The sequence below is a fragment of the Streptomyces sp. NPDC006552 genome, from assembly GCF_040611655.1.
Classification (GTDB): Bacteria; Actinomycetota; Actinomycetes; order Streptomycetales; family Streptomycetaceae; genus Streptomyces.
This window is the reverse complement of record NZ_JBEXOS010000010.1, coordinates 66,687-90,682: the sequence shown is the minus strand read 5'-3', so window position 1 is coordinate 90,682 and position 23,996 is coordinate 66,687. Positions and strand designations below refer to the sequence as shown.

The window sequence follows — 23,996 nt, the reverse complement described above, 5'->3', positions numbered from 1 at the left end:
CATCCAGTTAACAACTGTTCTCCGTAATTGAAAAGCCGCCTGCGGGATAGACTCATAAGTCAGTGAACAGTTGTAACCCGATCACTCTGTGAGGTCCTCCCATGCTGTTCCTCGTCGCGGCCCTGCTCCTGCTGGGCTTCGCGCTCGGCACCGTCGCGCACGCCCCGCTCTCCTTCACGCTGGTGGCCGCCGCCGTCATCGCCGTCTGGCTCGCCGTCTTCGCGGTCCGCGAGCGGCACGGCCGCCGCCACCAGAGCTGACCCGCGTGCGCGGCCGCACCGCAACGTTCCGGCACCACCCTTCCTGACCAGGTTTTTCTCACCAAGGGGGCACCAACCATGACCATGCAGCTCACCAAGACGGACCGGGTCGCTCCGGTGGAGACGACCGAGGTGCAGGCGCGGCCCACCGGGCGGCGGGACACCGACGGCATGGCCGTCGCCTCGTTCGTCCTCGGCCTTGTCGGCCTGCTCGTCCTGAACGTCTTCCTCGGCCCGATCGCGATCATCCTCGCCGGCCTCGCCCTGTGGCGCGGCACCACCCGCCGCGGCCGCGCCCTGCTCGGCCTCGGACTCGGCGTCGCCGACCTCGTCGTGCTCGGCGTCCTCGTCGCCGCCGACAACACCGTGTCCTGGAGCATCGCGGGCTGACCCCCCCCGCCCGGCTCCCTCGCGTGGGAACGGGACCCCACGCGGCGGCCGACGCCCGCCGGAGTGTCCGTAGAATCGGACCCACCATGGCCTACCTCGACCACGCCGCGACCACTCCGATGCTGCCGGAGGCGGTCGAGGTGATGACCGCCCAGCTCGGCGTCACCGGCAACGCCTCGTCCCTGCACGCCGCGGGCCGCCGCGCCCGGCGCACGATCGAGGAGTCCCGTGAGACCCTCGCCGCCTCCCTCGGCGCCCGCCCCAGCGAGGTCGTCCTGACCGCGGGCGGCACCGAAGCCGACAACCTCGCCGTCAAGGGCCTCTACTGGGCCCGGCGCGCCGCCGACCCGGCCCGCACCCGCATCCTGACCAGCCCCGTCGAGCACCACGCCGTCCTCGACGCCGTGCACTGGCTCGCCGAGCACGAGGGCGCCACCGTCGAGTACCTGCCCGTCGACCCCTACGGCCGCGTGGCCGCCGACGCCCTGCGCGAGGCGATCGCCCGCAACCCCGCCGACGTGGCCCTGGCCACCGTCATGTGGGCCAACAACGAGATCGGCACGGTCCAGCCCGTGCGCGAACTGGCCGACGCCGCGCAGGAGTTCGCCGTCCCGCTGCACGCCGACGCGGTCCAGGCCTACGGCCAGCTCCCGCTCGACTTCGCCGCCTCGGGCCTCGCCGCCATGACGGTCTCGGGCCACAAGGTCGGCGGCCCGTACGGGGTCGGCGCGCTCCTCCTCGGCCGCGAGTACACCCCCGTCCCGGTGCTGCACGGCGGCGGCCAGGAGCGCCACGTCCGCTCCGGCACGCTCGACGTACCCGCCGTCGCCGCCTTCGCGGCGGCGGGCCGGATCGCGGCCGCACAGCAGGAGTGGTTCGCCCGCGAGATCGGCGCCCTGCGCGACGAGCTGGTCAGCGCGGTCAGCGCGGCCATCCCCGAGGCGATCCTCGGCGGCGATCCGGCCCCCGGCGGCCGGCTCCCCGCCAACGCGCACTTCACCTTCCCCGGCTGCGAGGGCGACTCCCTGCTGCTGCTCCTGGACGCCCAGGGCATCGAGTGCTCGACGGGCTCGGCCTGCACCGCGGGCGTCGCCCAGCCCAGCCACGTCCTGCTCGCCACGGGCACCGACCCGGATCTGGCCCGCGGCACCCTGCGCTTCTCCCTCGGCTCCACCTCGACCAAGGCGGACGTGGACGCGGTGGCCGCGGCGATCGGCCCGGCGGTCCAGCGGGCGCGCAGCGCGGGGCTGACGTGAGCGGGGCCCGTCCGGACCGGGGCGAGCGGCACTTACGGCCCGCTGCTCAGGCCCTGGCGGCGCCGGCCCGGTCGTAGGCCTCCTTGACCAGCCGCATGTACCGGTCCCAGTCCCAGTGCGGCCCGGGGTCGGTGTGATCGGTCCCCGGCACCTGCACGTGCCCGATGACGTGCTCGCGATCGGGCGGGAAGTCGTAGCGCCGGCATATCGCCGCGGTCAGCCGGGCCGAAGCCGCGTACATGGCCGCCGTGAAGTCCGCGGGGCGGTCGACGAACCCCTCGTGCTCGATGCCGACACTGCGCTCGTTGTACTCCCGGTTCCCCGCGTGGAACGCCACGTCCAGCTCCCGGATCATCTGGGCTATGTGCCCGTCCTGGCGCACCACGTAGTGCGCGGCCGCGCCGTGCCAGGGGTCCTTGAAGACCTTCAGCGTGCCCTGGTAGCTGCCCTGGGTGACATGGATGATGACGCGGTCGACCGTGTAGTCGGCGGGCCGGTCCGCCCGCCGCCAGTTCGCCGCGGCCGCCGCCACCCACTCCGCGCCCCGGAAATCCACCGCCCCGGCCGTGCGCGGCTTGTCGACGCCCGGCACCTGCCACCACATGTGCGCGAGGTCGCTGCGCGCGAGCAGCCCCACGCCGAAGGCCGACGCCACCCCGCCGAGCACCAGGGTGCGCCGGCTGATCACCCGATCCCCGTCCCCGCCGCCCTTGGCACCCATACGCCGCCCCCGCTCGCACTCCCCGCCGTCCCCCTACGAGATCCACAACGCATATCCGGGGGAGTCGGTTCCCGATGCCCCGTACCCTGTACGTGCTATGACTTCGCAGACCTCGATGCCTCCAGCCGACCGCCCCCTCCGCGTCCTCGCCGCCATGTCGGGGGGCGTGGACTCCGCCGTCGCCGCCGCCCGCGCCGCGGAAGCCGGCCACGACGTGACGGGCGTGCACCTCGCCCTGTCCGCGAACCCGCAGTCCTTCCGCACCGGCGCCCGCGGCTGCTGCACCATCGAGGACTCCCGCGACGCGCGCCGCGCGGCGGACGTCATCGGCATCCCGTTCTACGTATGGGACCTCGCCGAGCGCTTCCGTGAGGACGTGGTCGAGGACTTCGTCGCCGAGTACGAGGCGGGCCGCACCCCGAACCCGTGCCTGCGGTGCAACGAGAAGATCAAGTTCGCCGCGCTCCTCGACAAGGCGCTCGCCCTCGGCTTCGACGCGGTCTGCACGGGCCACTACGCGCAGGTCGTCGTGGACGCGGCCGGCAACCGCGAGCTGCACCGCGCCTCCGACATGGCCAAGGACCAGTCCTACGTCCTCGGTGTCCTGGACGACCGCCAGCTCGCCCACGCGATGTTCCCGCTGGGCGACACGGTGACGACCAAGGAGGAGATCCGCGCGGAGGCGGAGCGCCGGGGCCTCGCCGTCGCCAAGAAGCCCGACTCGCACGACATCTGCTTCATCGCCGACGGCGACACCCAGGGCTTCCTCGCCTCCCGCCTCGGCAAGGCGGAGGGCGACATCGTCGACGCGTCAGGGGCGAAGGTGGGTACGCACGAGGGGGCGTACGGCTTCACCATCGGCCAGCGCAAGGGCCTGCGCATCGGCACGCCCGCGCCGGACGGGAAGCCGCGCTACGTCCTGGACATCTCCCCGGTCGACAACACGGTGACGGTCGGTCCGGCCGACGCCCTGGACGTCACCGCCCTGACGGCGATCAAGCCCCGCTGGTGCGGAGCGGCGCCCTCCGGGCCCGGCACGTACACGGCGCAGCTCCGCGCACACGGAGGCGAGACGCAGGTCACGGCCGAACTGGTCGACGCCACCCTCCAGGTGACCTTCACGGAGCCGGTCCGGGGGGTGGCCCCGGGCCAGGCGATCGTTCTGTACGACGGGACGCGGGTGGTGGGGTCGGCGACTATCGCCACGACGGCTCGGGCCGCTGCGTCGGTCTGAATTCGACCCCGGGCCGGGCAAGGCATGCGGGAGTCCCTGCCGTGGCACTCCACAGGTCTCGCAGACTCGTGGTCGCAATGCCTACGCACCACGCGTCCAGCAGGACCAGCGCTGCCAGACCCAGGGACAGTTCGCCGCGCCTGATCAGCAGTTCGCTGAACCCTGTCATCCATGCAGCGAGGGCCACCGCCCACAAGGCCCGGCTGCAACTGTCATTCTGTGACAGTTTGCGGGTGGGGTCATTGGGGTCCTGGAAGTCCATGAGAGTTGTGCTCCTGGTGTCTTGCTAGACCAACTTGTTGTCGTAGCTTTTTCCGACAACGGGAAACTTTTTGAGTTCATTCGACAGTGCCACCGACGTGAGTCCGATACCGCCGAGTAGCGCGTTCAGGGCCAGCATGAAACGGTCGTACTCCTTCACGAGCTCGTGGTAGGCCTGGATCATTGAATTCACCCGTTCAACAGCCAAAGCGACACCGACGAAGGAGCCCGTGAATCCGACACCTGTGAGAGCCATCGCAGTAGACGCTGCAGCCGCAATGGCGACCTGTGCGCCCTTGTCGCAGATGTCTGCGACCGCCGATTTGGCGAGTTCCGCGAAGGAGAAGACCATCTTGGTGACGCCTGTGTAGCGGTCGCGCAATTCGTGGAAGGCGTCGTGGGCCGTATCGAGCTTGGCCGCCACCTTGTCGAAGTACTTCCAGGCGGCGTCTGCGGCGTTCCCTCGCCACGTGGTTGCGAGCACCTGATTGCCGTGCCGAAGGTCGGCCGCGACATCTGCGCAAAGTTCCCCCAGGCAGTGCCATGCGTCGGCGCAAGCGGCGTAGTCCTGCCAGTCTCCCGAGAACCAATTGGCGACGCTTCCGAGAACGTCCCAGTCGAAAGCCAGCTTGATGCCCTCGTTCGCCAGCGCGGACGGGCTGCCGAGATCCAGCAGGGTGCCTGCTGTCTTGTGGATGGGAGCGAAGACGAACTCGTCCGCATGTCCCTGGAGCCAGCCGTCCGTGCCGCCGGACGGTTTCAGACGGCCTGTCGCATCTCGGACGTCCGCAAACGACAGAGTGCCGCTTGGCCGGGCCCGGGGGACGTGTGCGGAATACTGTCCCGTCGGGTACGTCGCGTCGAGCTCACGAGCTCGGTCGAAGTCCACTGTCTGGTACCAGGTGGCTGTCTTTTTCAGCTCTGCCTTCGAGGCCCGAAGGATCACACCGAACTGCGTAAGGACCTCTCTGGCTTCGCGATTCCTCTCGACGTGGTCACCAAGAGCGAGGTCCCAGGCTCCTTCCGCCCAGGAGAAGCCGATAGAGGTGCTCCTGTTCAAGTAGGCGAGAGCAGTGTCACAGTCCTCACCAGCCCTGCGCACCAGACCGGCGTAACCGATCAGGTCACCTGATTCCACGGCCAGCGTCATGCGCGTCCACCGCCCGACCGCTCGGCCTTCAAGAGCGCCCGCTCCTCGGCCACGTGGCGTTCGCCTTGCTGGGCCAGCGACTCACGCTCGGCGTCCGGCATCGCCTCCCACTGCCGGCGAAAATCCCGGCCCTGGTCGATCACCGCCTCCGCATACGCAGGAATGCGCGTCGCCTCCCGCAACCCCACCCGCCCCGCCAGAACCTCCCGGGCCATTTCCTTGAGGACGGGGCCCGAGTCGCCGCGGTGGAAGACCTCCAGGGCCTTGCGTAAGAGGCGTTGCTGGACGGGGTCGTCGGTGAGGTCCATGCAGGAAGTGGCCCGGGCGGGCCGGTGGGGCGTGTCGGTGGTCACTACGTCTCCTGGGTGCGGCACGGCGTATCGCGGAGAGCGCACAGTAGTGATGCCGGGGGAGCAGCGGGCCGCTGGAGAGCACCGCGTACTGCACCCCGGGCGGCCAGCCCTCAACGCCCCGCTGGCCGACCCCCGCCAGGAAGGATCATCCGATCGGGCGAGGCGTCAACGGGGCTCAGCCGCGGGCCCCCAGGTAGTGGTGCAGAACCCCGGACAGCCGCGCACACCACCCGCCCGCCCGCGACCGCCGCCGCGCCCGCACCCGGCACTCGTAGACCGGCCCGCTGTACTCATCGGCGGCGACGAACTCCGGCCCGCCTGTTGCCCGTGACCCCGCGTCACACCTGCCGGCCCTTATCCCACCACCTCCACCTCGTAGAAGCAGAAGTGCCCCTTGATCGCGGCCACGTCCGGCTTGGGGTCCGGGTAGGACCAGACGGTGTCGGCGGCGTCCGGGAGCGACCAGTAGGAGGCGGTTCCCTTGAAGGGGCAGTACGTCGTCGTCTCCGACGGCGTCAGCAGCTCCTGGGTGACGTCCTCGCCCGGCAGGTAGTAGCGCACGGGACAGCCCGTCTCGCGCAGCACCAACGGCCGCGCGCTGTCGGCGACCACCTGCCCGTCGCGGACCACACGCACCCGCTCCGTACCTTGCTCGATCGTGATCTTGTGTCCGGCAGTCATACCGGGTTCAGCGCCCCGGGAGCCCCGGTTCTTCCCCGGACGGGGCCCCGTACCGTGAACCCCATGAACATCTGCGTCTTCCTTTCCGCCGCCGACCTCGACGACCGCTACACCCGCCCGGCCCGTGAGTTCGCCGAGCTGCTCGGCCGGGGCGGCCACACGCTGGTGTGGGGCGGCTCGGAGAGCGGGCTGATGAAGGTCGTCGCCGACGGCGTGCACGAGGCCGGCGGGCGGCTCATGGGGGTCTCGGTGGACTTCCTCGCGGACCGGGCGCGCACCGTCACCGCGCCGGACGAGATGGTCGTCGCCAAGGACCTCGCCGAACGCAAGGCGCTGCTCCTGGCGAAGGCCGACGCCGTCGTGATCATGGTGGGCGGCACCGGGACGCTCGACGAGGCCACCGAGATCCTGGAGCTGAAGAAGCACGGCAAGACCACCATGCCGGTCGTGCTGCTCAACTCGGCCGGGTTCTACGACGGGCTCAAGGAGCAGTTCCGGCGCATGGAGGACGAGGGCTTCCTGCCGGTTCCCCTCACCGACCTGGTGTTCTTCGCCGAGGAGCCCCTCGGCGCCGTGGCCTACCTGGAGGAGTCACAGGGCGTCGAATAGTGCGACCATGGCGGCCATGACAGGCACAGCCACCCATGTGATCACCGGCGCCGGTTCCGGCATCGGCGCCGCCGTAGCCCGCCGCCTCCACGCGCGCGGGGACGAACTGTTCCTCCACGCGCGCGACGCGGGCCGCGCCAAGGAACTCGCCGCCGAGTTCCCCGGCGCGCGGACCCTCGTCGGCGACCTCGCCGACCCCGACAAGCTGTCGTGGGCGTTCTCGCACCAGTCGCTGCCGGACCGGATCGACTCGCTGCTGCACATCGCCGGCGTCGTCGACCTGGGGAAGGTCGGCGACCTCACCCCCAAGTCCTGGCGCCACCAGCTCAACGTCAACCTCGTCGCCCCGGCCGAGCTGACCCGCCACTTCCTGCCCCAGCTCCGTCTCGCCCAGGGCCACGTGCTCTTCGTGAACTCCGGCTCCGGCCTCAACGCCGGCCCCGAATGGGCCGCGTACGCCGCGTCCAAGCACGGCCTCAAGGCCCTCGCCGACTCGCTGCGCCACGAGGAGCACGCGCACGGGGTGCGGGTCACCTCCGTCTACCCGGGCCGCACCGCGAGCGCCATGCAGGCCAAGGTGCACCAGCAGGAGGGCAAGGAGTACGACCCGGCGCGCTGGATCGACCCCGAGTCCGTCGCCACATCGATCCTGATGGCGCTCGACCTGCCGCGCGACGCCGAGGTCAACGACCTGACGGTCCGCCCGGGCCGCTGACGGACGGACTGCCACCGACGCACCGCTGACGACCGGCCCGCCGCCGCGGTTACGTACCCTTCCGGAGTGAACGAAAAGAGCGACTTCAGGTGGGGGCCGGCCACAGGCGTCGGTTCGATGCCCGGCGGCGATGCCCGAGAGGCCGCCAAGACCGTCACCGGTTCCTTCGAGGGCCCCGAGCAGGGGATGCCGTTCCTCGCCGAGCTGCCCGTCCGGGGGCCGGGCGCCGACATGATCGGCCGCACCGCCGGGCTGCTCGTGGACCTCTACGCGCGCGTGGAGCCCAGCGGCTGGCGTATCGGTGACCGGCCCGGCCGCGACACCAAGCGCGCCCGGTCCTGGCTCGGCGAGGACCTGGACGCGCTGGAGGAGTTCACCCAGGGGTACGCGGGGCCGGTCAAGGTGCAGGCCGTCGGGCCGTGGACGCTGGCGGCGGCCCTGGAGCTGCGCAACGGGCAGGCCGCGCTCTCCGACCCCGGCGCCTGCCGCGACCTCGCCGGCTCGCTCGCCGAGGGCCTGCGCGCCCATCTCGCCGACGTCCGGCGCCGCCTCCCCGGTGCCCGGATCGTGCTCCAGCTCGACGAGCCCTCCCTCATCGCCGTGCTGCGCGGCCAGGTCAAGACCGCCAGCGAGTACCGCACCCACCGCGCCGTCGACCGCCAGCTCGTCGAGAGCACCCTGCGCGACGTCCTGGCGGCCGCCGCCGGCGACCCCGTCGTCGTGCACTCCTGCGCCCCCGACGTGCCCTTCGCCCTGCTGCGCCGGGCCGGGGCCGACGCGATCTCGTTCGATTTCTCCCTGCTCACCGAGCGTGACGACGAGACGATCGGAGAGGCCGTCGAGGGCGGCACCACGCTCCTGGCCGGTGTCGTGCCCGGCGTGGACGGCCCATTGTCGGACCCGGCCGGTAGCGTCATGGGTGTCAGGACGCTGTGGCGCAGGCTGGGGCTGAATCCGGGATCTCTCGCGGAGTCGGTCGTGGTCACGCCGTCGTGCGGACTCGCGGGCGCCTCACCCGCGTACGCCCGCGCGGCGCTCGCCCACTGCGCCCGGGCGGCGAGGTCGCTCGCGGACAACCCTGAGTGACCGTGGACCGAGGGCAACGGGAGGACGAGACGGTGGCTGCCGGAAAGGCCGAACAGGCCGCAGGGGCGGACAGGGCCGGACAGGCCGGGAAGATCGACCGGGCCGCGGGGGAGAGCCCCGTGCCCGCCGACGCCCGGGACGAGCACGGCCGGCTGGCCGAGCAGATCGAGGAACACCGCTTCCGGTACTACGTGAAGGACGCGCCGGTCGTCTCCGACGCCGACTTCGACCAGCTGCTGCGTTCCCTGGAGGCGCTGGAGGAGCGGTACCCGGAGCTGCGCACCCCGGACTCCCCGACCCAGAAGGTGTCCGGTTCGTACGCGACGGAGTTCACCGCCGTCGAGCACCGCGAGCGCCTGCTCTCCCTGGACAACGCCTTCGACGAGCTGGAGCTGGCGGCCTGGGCCGAGCGCGTCGCCAAGGACGTCGGATCGCCCGGCTACCACTTCCTGTGCGAGCTGAAGATCGACGGCCTCGCGGTGAACCTGACGTACGAGAACGGGCGGCTGACCCGGGCGGCCACCCGCGGCGACGGCCGCGTCGGCGAGGACATCACACCGAACGTGCGCACCATCGCCGAGATCCCCCACCGCCTGGAGGGCGACCGCGTCCCCGCGCTGGTGGAGGTCCGCGGCGAAGTCTTCTTCCCCATGGAGAAGTTCGAGGAGCTGAACGCACGGCTGGTGGAGGCCGGGGACAAGCCCTTCGCCAACCCGCGGAACGCGGCGGCGGGTTCCCTGCGCCAGAAGGACCCCCGCGTCACCGCCTCGCGCCCGCTGCACATGGTCGTCCACGGCATCGGCGCCCGCGAGGGCTTCGACATCGACCGGCTCTCGCAGGCGTACGACCTGCTGCGTGAGTGGGGACTGCCCACGGCCAGGCACAACAAGGTCGTCGACGACCTGGACGGGGTCCGCGCGTTCATCGCGTACTACGGGGAGAACCGGCACTCCGTGGAGCACGAGATCGACGGCGCCGTCGTCAAGCTCGACGAGATCCGTCTCCAGGGCCGCCTCGGCTCCACCGCGCGCGCCCCGCGCTGGGCCATCGCCTGGAAGTTCCCGCCCGAAGAGGTCAACACCAAGCTGGTCAACATCCGCGTGGGCGTGGGCCGTACGGGCCGGGTCACGCCGTACGCGCAGGTGGAGCCGGTGACGGTGGCGGGCTCCGAGGTCGAGTTCGCGACGCTGCACAACCAGGAGGTCGTGAAGAAGAAGGGCGTCCTGATCGGCGACACCGTCGTCATCCGAAAAGCGGGCGACGTGATCCCCGAGATCCTCGGGCCCGTCGCCGACCTGCGGGACGGCAGCGAGCGGGAGTTCGTGATGCCCGCCGAGTGCCCCGAGTGCGGCACCCCGCTGCGGGCCATGAAGGAGGGCGACATCGACCTGCGCTGTCCGAACGCCCGCACGTGCCCGGCCCAGTTGCGCGAGCGCCTCTTCTACCTCGGCGGCCGCCAGTGCCTGGACATCGAGAACTTCGGCGCGGTCGCCGCGGCCGCGCTCACCGCCCCGCTGGAGCCCGCCGAGCCGCCGGTGGCCGACGAGGGCGACCTGTTCGGCCTCTCCATCGAGCAGCTGCTGCCCATCAAGGCGTACGTCCGCGACCCCGACAGCGGCCTGCCCAAGCGCGACCCGAAAACCGGTGAGGACAAGGTCGTCACGGTCTTCGCCAACCAGAAGGGCGAGCCGAAGAAGAACGCGGTCGCGATGCTGGAGAACATCGCGGCGGCCAAGGACCGCCCGCTGGCCCGCATCATCAACGGCCTCTCGATCCGGCACGTCGGCCCGGTCGCCGCCGAGGCGCTGGCCCGCGAGTTCCGCTCCCTCGACCGGATCGACCGGGCCACCGAGGAGGAGCTGGCCGCCACCGACGGCGTCGGCGGGATCATCGCCGCCTCGGTGAAGCAGTGGTTCGCCGAGGACTGGCACCGCGAGATCCTGCGCAAGTGGCGCGAGGCCGGGGTGCGCACGGAGGAGGAGGGCGCCGGCGAGGACGAGGGCCCGCGGCCCCTCGAAGGGCTCACCGTCGTCGTCACCGGCACGCTGCAGAACCACACGCGCGACGGCGCCAAGGAAGCACTGCAGAGCAGAGGCGCCAAGGTGACCGGTTCCGTTTCCAAGAAGACGTCGTTCGTCGTCGTCGGGGAGAACCCGGGCTCCAAGTACGACAAGGCCATGCAGGTGAAGGTTCCGGTTCTGGACGAGGACGGATTCGCCGTCCTGCTCGACCAGGGCCCCGAAGCCGCCGCCGAAGTGGCACTTCCCGCCGAAGACCCGACTGCGGAGTAGCGGTTGAAGGCCACCCGTTCGGCGCATACCAGATGCATACGGGTGGCCAGGTCGCATTCGGGCAACAGTGGCCGGGCGAGACCGTCTGGTGCCCGTGGAAGCCTTCTGCGGCCTACTGTTGAGCGTGTGCGTCTGCCGTGTCCTGCTGCGGATGGGGCGCATCCCCCCGGTCGCCGGAGGCCGGGGGAGCGGGCAGGGGACGTGGGCACCGCCGGCTGTGAGAGGGACGGGAATGGAACCGACCGAGAGCGCCGAGGCGGACTCACGGCTGCGTCCGCGCCGTCGCGTGCGGCGCGGGAGGGCCCACCATGGCGGGGGCGACGGCAATGACGCCGGTCGCGGGAAGAACGAGCGCGGTGATGTGGTGAACTGGCGCACCTGGTGGCGTGAGGCGGGACGCGGCTTCGGCCGCCCCGGCGGGGACCGGACCCGGACGGGGTTCGGCAGGGCGCACGGACCCGCGGCCCCGGCCTCCCCGCCGGCCGGCACGGGCCCCGGCGGCAGAGGTGCCCCGGGCACCGGCCCTCACCCGTCAGGCCCAAGGAGCACGAACGGTTCGCCGCCGTTCACCGTCACCCCCCTCGCCGCGACGCCCGCCGGACCCCCGCCGGGCGGCCGGCGCGCGGCGGCGGCCCCGGCCGGCCACCAGCCCGCCGGACAGCCTGCCGGACAGCCCGACACCGCCTCCCGGGCCGCGGCGCTGCCGCTGCTGCCCGGCGCGGTCGTCACGCTCGCCGGTGTCGTCCTCGGCGCCGGGTTCTACCGGGCCTTCGCCGGCCACCACGCCCTCTTCCCCTCCGGCACCGTCGGCTGGTCGCTCGCCGTCCTGACCGGCTTCATCGTCGGCCACCTCGTCGCGCTCGGCCGCGACCGCTGGTGGGGCGGGACCGGCTCCGGCGCCGCCCTCACCCTCGCCGTACTGCTGCTGTACGGCTGGGTCCCGGCCGGGATGGTCAGCCTCACCGTCGTCGTCCTCGTCGGGGTCGCCCGCCGGCACCGCTGGCGCCAGGGCGTCCTGCACGGCGCGATCGACATCCTCGGTATCGGCGCGGGCGCCCTCGTCCTCGCCGCGTTCGGCCGCGTACCGACCGTCGAGGCGCCCTGGCACCCCGAGACCTGGAGCTACTCCGCCGTGCCCGAGGTCGTCCTCGTGGCGGCGGCGTACCTGCTGGTCAGCCGGGCGCTGCTCTGGTACGTCCACGCCCCGCGCCCGGCCGGCCTGCCGACGGTCGCGCGGCCGGCGCTGCTGCGCCAGGGCCTGGTCGGTGTCGCACTGCTCGGCATCGCGCCGCTGGTCTGCGTCGTCGCGATCGCCCTGCCGGTGCTGCTGCCGCTGTTCGCGATCCCGCTGGTCGCGCTCGACTCGACACTCTGGATCGCGCGCGCCCGCGCCGAGGAGCAGCTGCGCGACCCGCTCACCGGACTGCCCAACCGCCAGTGGCTCCTGGAGCGCACCTGGACGGCGCTGGACGACGCCGAGCGGATCGGGGCGCGCAGCGCGCTCATGCTGATCGACCTCGACCGGTTCCGGTCGGTCAACGACACGCTGGGCCATCTCGCCGGTGACCGGCTGCTGTTGCAGATCGCGGACCGGCTGCGGGCCGCTCTGCCGCGCGGCGCGGAGGCGGCGCGGATCGGCGGCGACGAGTTCGCTGTGCTGCTGCCTGTCGCCGAGTCCACGACGTCCGCGTCGCGCGTGGCGCGCAACCTCGTGGCCGCGCTCGGCTCACCGCTGGACCTGGACGGGCTGACGCTGGTCCTGGAGGCCAGCGCCGGCCTCGCCGTCTTCCCCGACCACGCGCTCGACGCCGAGGGGTTACTGCGCCGGGCCGACGTCGCCATGTACCAGGCCAAACGGGACCGTACCGGCGTGGAGGTCTACGAGTCGAAGCGGGACTCCAACACCCCCGACCGGCTCGGTCTGCTGGGCGATCTGCGGCTCGCGCTCGACGCCGGGGACGTGGAGCTGCACTACCAGCCGAAGGTGCAGTTCGACGGCCATGTCGCGGGCCTGGAGGCGCTCGTGCGGTGGGTGCACCCGGAGCGCGGGAAGGTGCCGCCGGACGAGTTCATCGCCATCGCCGAGTCGTCCGGGCTCATGCCGCACCTGACCGAGTACGTCCTGGACACGGCGCTGGCCCAGGTGGCCCGCTGGCGCGCGCAGGGCCTGTACGTGCCGGTCGCGGTGAACGTCTCGCCCAGGGACGTGCACACCCCCGGGTTCGCGGGCACGGTCGCCGCGCGGCTCGCCCGGCACGGCGTCCCGGCCGGCTCCCTCCAGCTGGAGATCACCGAACACGTGCTCCTGGAGGACCCGCAGCGGGCCGCGGACACCCTCGCCGGACTGACCGGCCACGGCGTGAAGATGTCCCTGGACGACTTCGGCACCGGCTACTCCTCCCTCGTCCACCTGCGGCGGCTGCCGGTGAGCGAGCTGAAGATCGACCGCTCCTTCGTGGCCCGGCTCGCCGTGGACAACGAGGACGCGGAGATCGTGCGCTGCACCGTCGACCTCGCCCACTCGCTCGGGCTGCTCGTGGTGGCCGAGGGCGTCGAGGACGACGAGACCTGGGAGCGGCTGCGCGACCTCGGCTGCGACGCGGTCCAGGGCTGGCTCGTCGCCGCGGCGATGCCGCCGGACGAGATGACGGCCTGGCTGCGCGCCCGCGGCTCCCGCGGCTGGCAGCGCGAGACGGCGGCCCTGCCGGCGGCCACGGGGGACGAACCGCGCCCGCTCGGCTGACCCGGGCGCGGGGCCCGGGAGGCAGCGGTTCACCGGCACGGTGCCGGGCCCCATAGGATTGGGGCCGGACCACCCACTCCCACCCAGAGGATCGCTGCATGCCTGGCATCACGCGCGAGGAGGTCGCCCACCTCGCCCGGCTGGCGCGTCTGGAGCTGAAGCCCGAAGAGCTCGACCACTTCGCCGGCCAGCTCGACGACATCATCGGCGCGGTCGCCCGCGTCAGCGAGGTCGCCGACCAAGACGTACCGCCGACCTCCCACCCGCTGCCGCTGACGAACGTCATGCGGGCGGACGAGGTCCGTCCGTCGCTCACCCCCGAGCAGGCGCTCTCCGGCGCCCCGGCCCAGGAACAGCAGCGTTTCAAGGTGCCGCAGATCCTGGGGGAGGACTAAGAAGTCATGACGGACCACATCACCATCATCAAGCTCACCGCCGCCGAGACGGCCGCGAAGATCGCCTCCGGCGAGCTGAGCGCCGTCGAGGTCACCGAGGCCCACCTGGCCCGGATCGAGGCCGTCGACGAGAAGGTGCACGCCTTCCTGCACGTCGACCGCGAGGGCGCGCTCGCGCAGGCCCGCGCCGTCGACGACAAGCGCGCCCGGGGCGAGAAGCTCGGCCCGCTGGCCGGCGTCCCGCTCGCGCTGAAGGACATCTTCACCACCGAGGGCGTCCCGACCACGGTCGGCTCCAAGATCCTCGAAGGCTGGATCCCGCCGTACGACGCGACGGTCACCAAGCGGCTCAAGGCCGCCGACGTCGTCATCCTCGGCAAGACCAACATGGACGAGTTCGCCATGGGGTCCTCCACCGAGAACAGCGCCTACGGCCCGACCGGCAACCCGTGGGACCTCACCCGCATCCCCGGCGGCTCCGGCGGCGGCTCGTCCGCCGCGCTCGCCGCCTTCGAGGCCCCGCTCGCCATCGGCACGGACACCGGCGGCTCGATCCGCCAGCCCGCCGCCGTCACCGGCACCGTCGGCGTCAAGCCCACCTACGGCGGCGTCTCGCGCTACGGCATGGTCGCCTTCTCCAGCTCGCTCGACCAGGGCGGGCCCTGCGCCCGTACGGTCCTGGACGCGGCGCTGCTCCACGAGGTCATCGCCGGGCACGACCCGCTCGACTCGACCTCCATCGACGCCCCGGTCCCGCCGGTCGTCGAGGCAGCCCGCAACGGCAGCGTGCAGGGCATGCGCGTCGGCGTCGTCAAGCAGTTCCGCGGTGAGGGCTACCAGGCCGGCGTCGTGCAGCGCTTCGACGAGTCCGTCGAGCTGCTGAGGTCGCTGGGCGCCGAGATTGTCGAACTGGACTGCCCCACCTTCGACCTGGCGCTCTCCGCGTACTACCTGATCGCGCCGTCCGAGTGCTCCTCGAACCTCGCCCGGTTCGACGCCATGCGCTACGGCCTGCGCGTCGGCGACGACGGCACGCGCTCCGCCGAGGACGTCACCGCACTCACCCGCGAGGCCGGCTTCGGCGACGAGGTCAAGCGCCGCATCATCCTGGGCACGTACGCGCTCAGCTCCGGCTACTACGACGCGTACTACGGCAGCGCCCAGAAGGTCCGTACCCTCATCACCCGCGAGTTCGAGGCCGCGTTCGAGTCCGTGGACGTCATCGTCTCGCCGACGACGCCGACCACCGCCTTCCCGATCGGCGAGCGCGCCGACGACCCGATGGCGATGTACCTCGCGGACCTGTGCACGATCCCGACCAACCTGGCCGGCAACGCCGCCATGTCGCTCCCCTGCGGCCTGGCCCCGGAGGACGGCCTGCCGGTCGGCCTGCAGATCATCGCTCCCGCCATGAAGGACGACCGGCTGTACAAGGTCGGCGCCGCCGTCGAGGCCGCCTTCGTGGAAAAGTGGGGGCACCCGCTGCTAGAGGAGGCTCCGTCGCTGTGAGTGCCATGGCAAAGAAGGCCAAGAACTTCAAGAAGTCCAAGACCGGCGTCTACGTCTCGCTGGCCAGCACCGCGTTCGGTGCGATCAGCGTCGCGAAGCAGGCGAAGCTGGCGCGCAGCGAGAACGACACGCTGCGGCTGCTCGACGCCGCCGTGTCCGCCGCCGCCATCGCCACCGGCCTGGCGATCCTCTACCGGGAGCTCAAGCGCCTGGGCGACGACGACGTCCTGCTGGGCTGAGAGGGATACGTTTCACCGTGACTGCCACGACTGAACTGGTGTCGTACGAGGACGCCCTCGCGACGTACGACCCCGTCATGGGCCTGGAGGTCCATGTCGAGCTCGGCACCAGGACCAAGATGTTCTGCGGGTGCTCCACGGAGCTGAAGCAGGACGCCAACAGCCAGACCTGCCCGACCTGTCTCGGCCTGCCCGGCGCGCTGCCGGTGGTCAACGAGATCGGCGTCGAGTCCGCCATCAAGATCGGTCTCGCGCTGAACTGCGAGATCGCCGAGTGGTGCCGCTTCGCCCGGAAGAACTACTTCTATCCGGACATGCCGAAGAACTTCCAGACCTCCCAGTACGACGAGCCGATCGCCTTCAACGGCTATCTGGACGTCCAGCTGGAGGACGGCGAGGTCTTCCGCGTGGAGATCGAGCGCGCCCACATGGAGGAGGACACCGGCAAGTCGACGCACGTCGGCGGTGCCACCGGCCGTATCCAGGGTGCCTCGCACTCGCTGCTCGACTACAACCGCGCCGGCATCCCGCTCATCGAGATCGTCACCAAGCCGATCGAGGGCGCGGGCGAGCGTGCCCCCGAGGTCGCCAAGGCGTACGTCGCCGAGCTGCGCGAGGTCATCAAGGCGCTGGACGTCTCCGAGGCCCGGATGGACAAGGGCCAGATGCGCTGCGACGTGAACCTGTCGCTGCGCCCGCACGGCCGCGCGGAGTTCGGCACGCGCTCGGAGACGAAGAACGTCAACTCGCTGCGTTCCGTGGAGCGTGCGGCGCGCTTCGAGATCCAGCGCCACGCGGCCGTCCTGAACGGCGGCGGCACGATCATCCAGGAGACCCGGCACTTCCACGAGGAGGACGGTTCCACCACCTCGGGCCGGATCAAGGACAACGCCGAGGACTACCGGTACTTCCCGGAGCCCGACCTGGTGCCCGTCGCCCCGTCCCGCGAGTGGGTCGAGGCGCTCCGCTCCGAGCTGCCCGAGCTGCCGCTCGCCCAGCGCAACCGGCTGATCGAGGAGTGGGGCGTCACCGCCCACGACATGCAGTCGATCCGCAACGCCGGTGCGATCGGCCCGATCGTCGCCACGATCAACGCGGGCGCGGACGCGGCCTCCGCCCGGAAGTGGTGGATGGGCGAGCTGGCGCGCAACGCCAACGAGCAGGGTGTCGACCTGGGTGAGCTGCCCATCACGCCCGAGCACGTGGCGCGCGTCTCCGAGCTGGTCGCCAAGGGAGACCTCAACGACAAGCTGGCCCGTCAGGTCATCGACGGTGTCCTCAAGGGCGAGGGCACCCCGGACGAGGTCGTCGACAAGCGCGGCCTGAAGGTCGTCTCGGACGAGGGCGCGCTCTCCACCGCCGTGGACGAGGCCATCGCCGCCAACGCGGGGATCGTCGCCAAGATCCAGTCCGGCAAGGTGGCCGCCGCCGGTGCCCTCGTGGGCGCCGTCATGAAGGCGACCCGGGGTCAGGCCGACGCGGCGCGCGTCAAGGAACTGATCCTCGAGAAGCTGGGCGTCAGCGAAGGGTGAGCCTCCTTCTGCCGGAGGGGCTGGACATGTCCAGCCCCTCCGGCGATCGGGGAACGGGGTCCGGGGCGGAGCCCCGTGGAACGGAGCAGCACACTGAGCACGACCTCGGCCGAGATCCTGGCCGCAGCTCTCCTCCTGATCACGCTCGCCTTCGCGGTCGTACGGCCCCGCGGCTGGCCGGAGGCGGTCGCCGCCGTGCCCGCGGCCGGCGTCGCCGTCGCCGTCGGGGCGGTCACCCCGGCGCACGCCTGGGCCGAGACAAGAGAACTCCTCCCCGTCGTCGGGTTCCTCGCCGCGATCCTGCTCCTGTCCCAGCTCTGCGCCGACGACGGCCTGTTCAAGGCGGCCGGGGACGCCGTGGCGCGGGCCTGTCACGGCAGTCCGACCCGCATGCTCGGCGGGGTCTTCGTGGTGGCCGCCACGGTCACCGCCGTACTCAGCCTGGACGCCACTGTCGTCCTGCTCACCCCGGTCGTCTTCGCGACGGCGGCCCGGATCGGCGCGCGGCCGCGCCCGCACGTCTACGCCGGCGCCCACCTCGCCAACTCGGCGTCCCTGCTGCTGCCCGTCTCCAACCTGACGAACCTGCTGGCGTTCGCGGCGAGCGGGCTGACCTTCAGCCGGTTCGCCGGGCTGATGGCCCTGCCCTGGCTGGTCGCCGTCGGCATCGAGTACGTGGTCTTCCGCCGGTACTTCGCCGCCGACCTCGCGGCGCCCGCGCACGAGCCCGACCCGGGTGAGGCGACCCCCGTCCCGGTCTTCACGCTCGTCGTGCTGGCGCTGACGCTCGCCGGGTTCGTCGGCACGTCGTTCGCGGGCGTCGAACCGCTGTGGGCGGCGTGCGCGGGCGCCGTCGTGCTCGGCGTCCGGTCGCTGGCGCGGCGCCGCAGCACCCCCGGCGAACTGCTGACGGCCCTGAACCTCCCCTTCTGCCTCTTCGTCCTCGCCCTCGGGGTCGTGGTCCGGGCCGTGGTCGACCAGGGGCTCGGCGACGGCATCGCGCACGTCCTGCCCGACGGCTCGTCGCTGGTGACGCTGCTGGCGATCGCGGGCGTGGCCGCGGTCCTCGCCAACCTCATCAACAACCTGCCCGCGATCCTGGCCCTGCTGCCGGCCGTCGCCCCGGCCGGCCCCGGGCCCGTACTCGCCGCGCTGATCGGCGTCAACGTCGGCCCGAACCTCACGTACGTGGGCTCCCTGGCCACCCTGCTGTGGCGGCGGATCGTGCACGACCACGGCACGGAGCCCGAACTCGGCGCCTTCACCCGGCTCGGTCTGCTCACGGTGCCGGCCACGCTGCTCGCGTCGACGGTCGCCCTGTGGGCCGGACTGTTCGTTCTCGGTTAGCGGTTGGACCTTTGTCCCGAATGCTTGGACGTTTACGTTTCGGCTGGTTCTCGTACTTCCCAGGGACATCTGGGGTGGCTACCGTCCCCGCCGAACCACTCAATGGGTCAGTTGCAGACCATTACGCCCGGAGGTCCCGTGTCCCCGTCCTCGCAGTCCCCCCGGCCGTCCGGGTCCCCTGAGCTGACCCGCAGACGCCTCATGGCCGTCGGCGGGGGCGCGCTCGGCGCCGCGGCCGCCGGATCGTTCCTGCCGCCCTCGCTCCAGCGGGCCGTCGCCGCGCAGGCCGAGCACGGCGCGCCGCCCCGGGGCGGGCTCGACGCGATCGAGCACGTGGTGATCCTTATGCAGGAGAACCGGTCCTTCGACCACTACTTCGGGACCCTGCGCGGAGTGCGCGGCTTCGGCGACCGCAACGCGATCCGGCTGCCGGGCGGCACGAGCGTCTTCGAGCAGCCGGGCGCGCTGCGCACCGTCCTGCCCTTCCCGGTGCGCGAAGCGGCGCAGACGCAGAAGAAGGACCTCCAGTACATCGGCGCCCTGGACCACTCCTGGTCCGGCGGCGCCAAGGCCGCGCGCGACGGCTGGCACGACGGGTGGATCACCGCGAAGACCGCGGCGACCATGGCGTACTACACCCGCGAGGACATCCCGCTCCACTACGAGCTGGCCGACACTTTCACCGTCTGCGACGCCTACCACTCCTCCATCCACTCCTCGACCAGCCCCAACCGCAACCACCTGTGGAGCGGCAAGACCGGCTTCGAGCCGACCGGTGACCGGGCCGTCGGCAACGACGCGTACGACGAGGGCACCCACCCCGGCTACGACTGGGGGACGTACGCCGAGCGCCTGGAGAAGGCGGGCGTGAGCTGGCAGACGTACACCGAGTGGGAGAACTTCACCGACAACCAGATCGAGTTCTTCACCACCTTCAAGGCCATCGCGCGCAAGGTCCTCGCCGGCACCGGCCTGACCTACATGGAGGCCTTCTACGCCAAGGTGCGCGACGCGAAGGACGACGCCACGCGCGCCGGACTGCTCGCCGCCCTCGACAAGGGCGTCGCGACGCTGAGCAGGCGGGAGCGGTCCCTGTTCGAGCGGGCGCTGCGGCGCGTGCCGACCGGTGAGCTGGCCACGACGTTCGCCCGCGACGTCGCGCGCGGCACGCTGTCCCGCGTCTCCTACCTCGTCCCGTCCGCGGTGGACTCCGAACACCCGTCCGTCTCCTCGCCGATCCACAGCGCGACCATCGTCTACAAGGTGCTCGACGCGCTCGCCTCCCACCCCGAGGTGTGGAAGAAGACCGCGGTCTTCATCAACTACGACGAGAACGACGGCTTCTTCGACCACGTGCCGCCGCCCGTCCCCGGCCCGGACGTCACGGAGGAGCACTGGGAGGGGCTGCCGACCGGGCTCGGGGTGCGCGTGCCGATGCTCGTCGTCTCGCCGTGGACCGTCGGCGGACATGTCTGCTCGGAGATCTTCGACCACACCTCCGTCATCCGGTTCCTGGAACAGTGGACCGGCGTGCGCGAGCCCAACATCGGTGCCTGGCGCCGCCAGGTCACCGGCGACCTCACCGGCGCCTTCGACTTCCACCACGGCCACCGGCAGCCCGAGGTCGAACAGCCCGGCGCCGTCCCGGCATTCAGCGGCCGCTGGGCCCCGCAGCCGCCGCTGAGGCAGACGATGCCCGTGCAGGAGCCCGGCACCCGGCCGGCCCGCGCCCTGCCCTACCAGCCGGACGCCCACGCGCGCGTGCACGACGGCACGCTGACGCTGGACCTCGTCAACACCGGCCGCTCCAGCGCCCATTTCGCGCTCTACCCGTACGCGGGCGAGTTCGCGGCGCCGGTCCACTTCGACGTCGTCCGGGAGACGACCGTGCCGGTGCGGGCGGGCGCCTACGACTTCGTGGTGACCGGGCCGAACGGGTTCCGGCGCGAGTTCCGCGGACGTACGGACTTCGGCCTCGACGTGACGACGACCGTGGACGCCCGCACGCGCGTCCTGCGCATCCGGCTGCGCGGCACGGGGAAGACGGCCCGCACGGCCACCGTGGGGAAACGGAGCGTCCTGGTCCGGCCCGGCCGGACCGTCACCGTCGTGCACGAGACGGAGCGGGCACACGGCTGGTACGACGTGGAGATCAGCTCCGAAGCCACCTTCCACCGGCGGCTGGCCGGGCACATCGAGAACGGCCGGCCGAGCGTCTCCGGCTGACCGCGGCGGCCGGACGGGCCCGTGTGAGGAACACCACGAAAGCGACAAAGGATCACTTCTTGCTGCAAGAGTGACTGGCTCTTGCTCACGTGTTCTTTGCGGGCCCGTTCAGCTGCACCCGGCTGAGCACCGACTGTTCCCGGTAAAGATCCACCGAACCTCCAGGGAGCACGTCCGTGGCCGCACTCGCACGGTGGTGTGTCAGGCACCGGCTCGTCGTCGTCCTGCTGTGGCTGCTCGCGCTCGGCGCCACGAGCGCGGCCGCCGCGGTCGCCGGGACCGCGTACTCGAACGACTACGAGGCACCCGGCACCGAGTCCGGCCGCGCCACCCAGCTGCTCGACGCGGGCTTCGCCGGCCTCGGCGGCGACAGCGACACCGTCGTCTGGCACATCGACGGCTCCACCGTGCGCGCCGCCGACGTCGAGACGGCGATGAGCAACACGCTGGAGCGGATCGGCGCACTGCCCGGTGTCTCCTCCGTCGCCTCCCCCTACGACGCCCAGGGCGGCGGCCGGATCAGCGCCGACGGGCACACCGCGTACGCCACGGTCACCTTCGCCGAGCAGGCCGACGACATCCCGCGGAGCCAGGCGCAGGCGGTCGTCGACACGGCGCGCGCCGCCGAGACCCAGGGCCCGGACGGGCTCCGGGTGGAGCTGGGCGGCAGCGCCGTCGCCCTCACCGAGCCCACGTCCGCCCACCTCTCGGAGATCATCGGCGTCGTCGTCGCGGCCGTCGTGCTCTTCCTCGCCTTCGGCTCACCGGCCGCCGCCGCGCTGCCCATCGCCACCGCGCTGATCGGTGTCGGCACCGCGTACGCGGGCATCGGCCTGCTCGGCCACGCCATGACCGTCGCGGACTTCGCGCCGATGCTCGGCATGCTCGTCGGACTCGGCGTCGGCATCGACTACGCGCTGTTCATCGTGGTCCGCCACCGGCGCGGCCTCAAACGCGGGCTGCCCGTCGCGGCCGCCGCCGAACAGGCCGTCGCCACCACCGGACGGGCCGTCGTCTTCGCGGGCGCCACCGTGTGCATCGCGCTGCTCGGCATGCTCGTCCTGCGGCTCAGCTTCCTCAACGGCGTCGCCATCGCCGCGTCCGTGACCGTGCTGCTCACCGTCGCCGCCTCCATCACCCTGCTGCCGGGCCTGCTCTCCTTCATCGGGATGCGGGCCCTGTCCCGGCGCGAGCGGCGCCGGCTCGCCGCGCACGGGCCCGCGCCCGAGCTGCCGACCGGACTAGCCGCCCGCTGGGCCGCCTTCGTCGAACGCCGCCCGAAACTCCTCGGCGGCCTCGCCCTGGCCGCCGTCACCGTCCTCGCGCTGCCCACCCTCTTCCTCCACCTCGGCACCTCCGACCAGGGCAACAACCCCGCGTCCAGCACCACCCGGCAGGCCTACGACCTGCTCGCCGACGACTTCGGACCCGGCGTGAACGGCCCGCTCACCCTGGTCAGCGCCGTGGACGGCGCCCAGGACAAACTCGCGTTCGGCCGGCTCGCGGGCGAGCTGCGCGCCACCGACGGCGTCGCTGCCGTCTCCGCGGTGACGTACAACCACGACGACAGCACCGCCTACCTCACCGTCGTCCCCAACTCCGCGCCGCAGTCCGGCGCCACCAGCGACCTCGTCGACCGGCTGCGCGCCGACGTCGTCCCCGCCGCCGAGACGGGCAGCTCCCTCCAGGTCCAGGTCGGTGGCGTCACCGCGAGCTACGACGACTTCGCCGAGGTCGTCATCGGCAAACTGCCGCTGTTCGTGGGCGTCGTGGTCGGGCTCGGCTGCCTGCTCCTGCTGCTCGCGTTCCGCTCGGTCGGCATCCCGCTGAAGGCCGCCGCCATGAACGTCGCCGCCGTCGCCGCCTCCTTCGGCGTCGTCGTCGCGGTCTTCCAGTGGGGCTGGGGAAGCGAACTCCTGGGACTCGGCCGCTCCGGCCCCATCGAACCGTTCCTGCCGGTCATCATGGTGTCGGTGCTCTTCGGCCTCTCGATGGACTACCAGGTGTTCCTGGTGAGCCGGATGTACGAGGAGTGGCTGGAGACCGGCGACAACCGGCGGGCCGTCCGGGTCGGTCTGGCCGAGACCAGCCGCGTGATCAACTCGGCGGCCGTCATCATGATCTCCGTCTTCCTGGCCTTCGTGCTCAGCGGCGACCGGGTGATCGCCATGTTCGGCATCGCCCTGGCCGCCGCGGTCGCCGTCGACGCCTTCCTCCTGCGCACCCTCCTGGTCCCCGCCCTGATGCACCTGCTCGGCGGCGCCAACTGGTGGCTGCCCGGCTGGCTCGACCGCCGTCTGCCCCGCCTCAGCATCGAGCCGCCGGAGTGCCGGGCCGCGGCGGATGCGAGGATCCCCGGGCGGCGCCGCCCGGCGGGCGGCGCGCTGGACGAGGTACGGACGAAGGAGCCCGATGTACGCGATACCGCTCAGTGACGACGGCGGCGCCGAGCTGCGCCCTCTGGAGACCTGGCACGCGGCGGAGTTCCTCCGCCACCTCGACCGCGGGCGGGAGTTCATCGGGCAGTTCATCCCGTTCGGCAAGGACGCCACCGATGTCGCCTCCGCCCGCGCCCTGCTGCGGCGGTACGCGGACAAGCGCGCCGCCGACAACGGCGCCCTGCACGGCATCTGGCTGGACGGCGAACTCGTCGGCGGTGTCCTCTTCCGGGTCTTCGACGCCGCCGCCGGCACCTGCGAGGTCGGCTGCTGGCTGGAGCCCGCGGCCACGGGGCGCGGCCTCGTCACCCGCGCGGCCGGGATCCTCATCGACTGGGCGGTCGAGGAGCGCGGCATCCACCGCGTCGAGTGGGTCGCCGCGGCGGGCAACACCCCCAGCACCAGCGTCGCCCGCCGCCTCGGCATGCGGCGGGACGGCGTCCTGCGTGAGTCCTTCCTCTACGGCGGAGTCCGCCACGACCAGGAGATCTGGTCCGTCCTCGCGCCCGAGTGGCGCACCGCACGCCAGGCCCCCGAGAAACGTTAAGAGACTTCTCAGA

The 23,996-nt window shown here is 71.9% G+C and carries 21 protein-coding genes; 17 read left to right on the top strand and 4 right to left on the bottom strand.

Annotated features, from left to right (window positions below; all coding sequences use genetic code 11):
* The first annotated feature begins 101 nt into the window (after positions 1-101).
* From ABZY33_RS09055 to ABZY33_RS09045, 3 genes are all read left to right on the top strand, one after another.
* Positions 102-260, top strand: a complete 159-nt coding sequence (locus tag ABZY33_RS09055) for a hypothetical protein (RefSeq protein WP_356490845.1) — start codon at positions 102-104, stop codon at positions 258-260.
* An 84-nt stretch (positions 261-344) separates the two neighbouring features.
* Entirely contained in the window at positions 345-650 is a 306-nt protein-coding gene (locus ABZY33_RS09050) for a hypothetical protein (RefSeq protein WP_356490897.1), read from the top strand.
* A gap of 86 nt (positions 651-736) precedes the next feature.
* Positions 737-1,906, top strand: coding sequence for a cysteine desulfurase family protein (locus tag ABZY33_RS09045; protein ID WP_356490844.1), 1,170 nt, complete (start codon positions 737-739; stop codon positions 1,904-1,906).
* Positions 1,907-1,952: 46 nt separating this feature from the next.
* Here ABZY33_RS09045 and ABZY33_RS09040 read toward each other — a convergent pair whose 3' ends face one another.
* Positions 1,953-2,627: an N-acetylmuramoyl-L-alanine amidase gene (locus ABZY33_RS09040; RefSeq protein WP_356490843.1), complete on the bottom strand. Its 675-nt coding sequence runs from the start codon at positions 2,625-2,627 to the stop codon at positions 1,953-1,955.
* A gap of 97 nt (positions 2,628-2,724) precedes the next feature.
* On the opposite strand from ABZY33_RS09040, the gene mnmA reads away from it, so the two are divergent.
* Positions 2,725-3,861, top strand: coding sequence for a tRNA 2-thiouridine(34) synthase MnmA (gene mnmA, locus ABZY33_RS09035; RefSeq protein WP_356490842.1), 1,137 nt, complete (start codon positions 2,725-2,727; stop codon positions 3,859-3,861).
* Positions 3,862-4,147: 286 nt separating this feature from the next.
* Here mnmA and ABZY33_RS09030 read toward each other — a convergent pair whose 3' ends face one another.
* The 3 genes from ABZY33_RS09030 to ABZY33_RS09020 form a co-directional block, all read right to left on the bottom strand.
* Positions 4,148-5,272, bottom strand: a complete 1,125-nt coding sequence (locus tag ABZY33_RS09030) for a hypothetical protein (RefSeq protein WP_356490841.1) — start codon at positions 5,270-5,272, stop codon at positions 4,148-4,150.
* Positions 5,269-5,625, bottom strand: a complete 357-nt coding sequence (locus ABZY33_RS09025) for a hypothetical protein (RefSeq protein WP_356490840.1) — start codon at positions 5,623-5,625, stop codon at positions 5,269-5,271. Before ABZY33_RS09025 ends, ABZY33_RS09030 begins: the two co-directional genes overlap by 4 nt.
* 354 nt (positions 5,626-5,979) lie before the next feature.
* Positions 5,980-6,306: a DUF427 domain-containing protein gene (locus ABZY33_RS09020; protein WP_356490839.1), complete on the bottom strand. Its 327-nt coding sequence runs from the start codon at positions 6,304-6,306 to the stop codon at positions 5,980-5,982.
* Between the two features lie 63 nt (positions 6,307-6,369).
* Here ABZY33_RS09020 and ABZY33_RS09015 point away from each other — a divergent pair, with 63 nt between their 5' ends.
* The 13 genes from ABZY33_RS09015 (at position 6,370) to ABZY33_RS08955 (ending at position 23,983) form a co-directional block, all read left to right on the top strand.
* Positions 6,370-6,915 (top strand): TIGR00730 family Rossman fold protein, encoded by a 546-nt coding sequence (locus ABZY33_RS09015; RefSeq protein ID WP_356490838.1) that lies wholly within the window; start codon positions 6,370-6,372, stop codon positions 6,913-6,915.
* Between the two features lie 16 nt (positions 6,916-6,931).
* Positions 6,932-7,630 (top strand): SDR family oxidoreductase, encoded by a 699-nt coding sequence (locus ABZY33_RS09010; RefSeq protein ID WP_356490837.1) that lies wholly within the window; start codon positions 6,932-6,934, stop codon positions 7,628-7,630.
* 66 nt (positions 7,631-7,696) lie between these two features.
* On the top strand, positions 7,697-8,716 hold the full coding sequence (locus ABZY33_RS09005) for a methionine synthase (protein ID WP_356490836.1): 1,020 nt from the start codon (positions 7,697-7,699) through the stop codon (positions 8,714-8,716).
* 92 nt (positions 8,717-8,808) lie between these two features.
* Positions 8,809-11,007 (top strand): NAD-dependent DNA ligase LigA, encoded by a 2,199-nt coding sequence (gene ligA / locus ABZY33_RS09000; protein ID WP_356490896.1) that lies wholly within the window; start codon positions 8,809-8,811, stop codon positions 11,005-11,007.
* A gap of 232 nt (positions 11,008-11,239) precedes the next feature.
* Entirely contained in the window at positions 11,240-13,750 is a 2,511-nt protein-coding gene (locus ABZY33_RS08995; RefSeq protein WP_356490835.1) for a bifunctional diguanylate cyclase/phosphodiesterase, read from the top strand.
* 98 nt (positions 13,751-13,848) lie between these two features.
* Complete coding sequence (gene gatC / locus ABZY33_RS08990; protein ID WP_018531282.1) at positions 13,849-14,145, top strand: Asp-tRNA(Asn)/Glu-tRNA(Gln) amidotransferase subunit GatC; 297 nt, start codon at positions 13,849-13,851, stop codon at positions 14,143-14,145.
* Positions 14,146-14,151: 6 nt separating this feature from the next.
* Positions 14,152-15,654 (top strand): Asp-tRNA(Asn)/Glu-tRNA(Gln) amidotransferase subunit GatA, encoded by a 1,503-nt coding sequence (gatA, locus tag ABZY33_RS08985; RefSeq protein ID WP_356490834.1) that lies wholly within the window; start codon positions 14,152-14,154, stop codon positions 15,652-15,654.
* A gap of 5 nt (positions 15,655-15,659) precedes the next feature.
* Positions 15,660-15,893 (top strand): hypothetical protein, encoded by a 234-nt coding sequence (locus ABZY33_RS08980; protein WP_356490895.1) that lies wholly within the window; start codon positions 15,660-15,662, stop codon positions 15,891-15,893.
* A gap of 17 nt (positions 15,894-15,910) precedes the next feature.
* Positions 15,911-17,425: an Asp-tRNA(Asn)/Glu-tRNA(Gln) amidotransferase subunit GatB gene (gatB, locus tag ABZY33_RS08975; protein WP_356490833.1), complete on the top strand. Its 1,515-nt coding sequence runs from the start codon at positions 15,911-15,913 to the stop codon at positions 17,423-17,425.
* Positions 17,426-17,500: 75 nt separating this feature from the next.
* Positions 17,501-18,772 (top strand): SLC13 family permease, encoded by a 1,272-nt coding sequence (locus tag ABZY33_RS08970; RefSeq protein WP_356490832.1) that lies wholly within the window; start codon positions 17,501-17,503, stop codon positions 18,770-18,772.
* Between the two features lie 183 nt (positions 18,773-18,955).
* Positions 18,956-20,998, top strand: a complete 2,043-nt coding sequence (locus ABZY33_RS08965) for a phosphocholine-specific phospholipase C (RefSeq protein WP_356490894.1) — start codon at positions 18,956-18,958, stop codon at positions 20,996-20,998.
* Positions 20,999-21,174: 176 nt separating this feature from the next.
* On the top strand, positions 21,175-23,433 hold the full coding sequence (locus tag ABZY33_RS08960; protein WP_356490831.1) for an MMPL family transporter: 2,259 nt from the start codon (positions 21,175-21,177) through the stop codon (positions 23,431-23,433).
* Positions 23,411-23,983: a GNAT family protein gene (locus ABZY33_RS08955; protein WP_356490830.1), complete on the top strand. Its 573-nt coding sequence runs from the start codon at positions 23,411-23,413 to the stop codon at positions 23,981-23,983. Before ABZY33_RS08960 ends, ABZY33_RS08955 begins: the two co-directional genes overlap by 23 nt.
* The last annotated feature ends 13 nt before the right edge of the window (positions 23,984-23,996 follow it).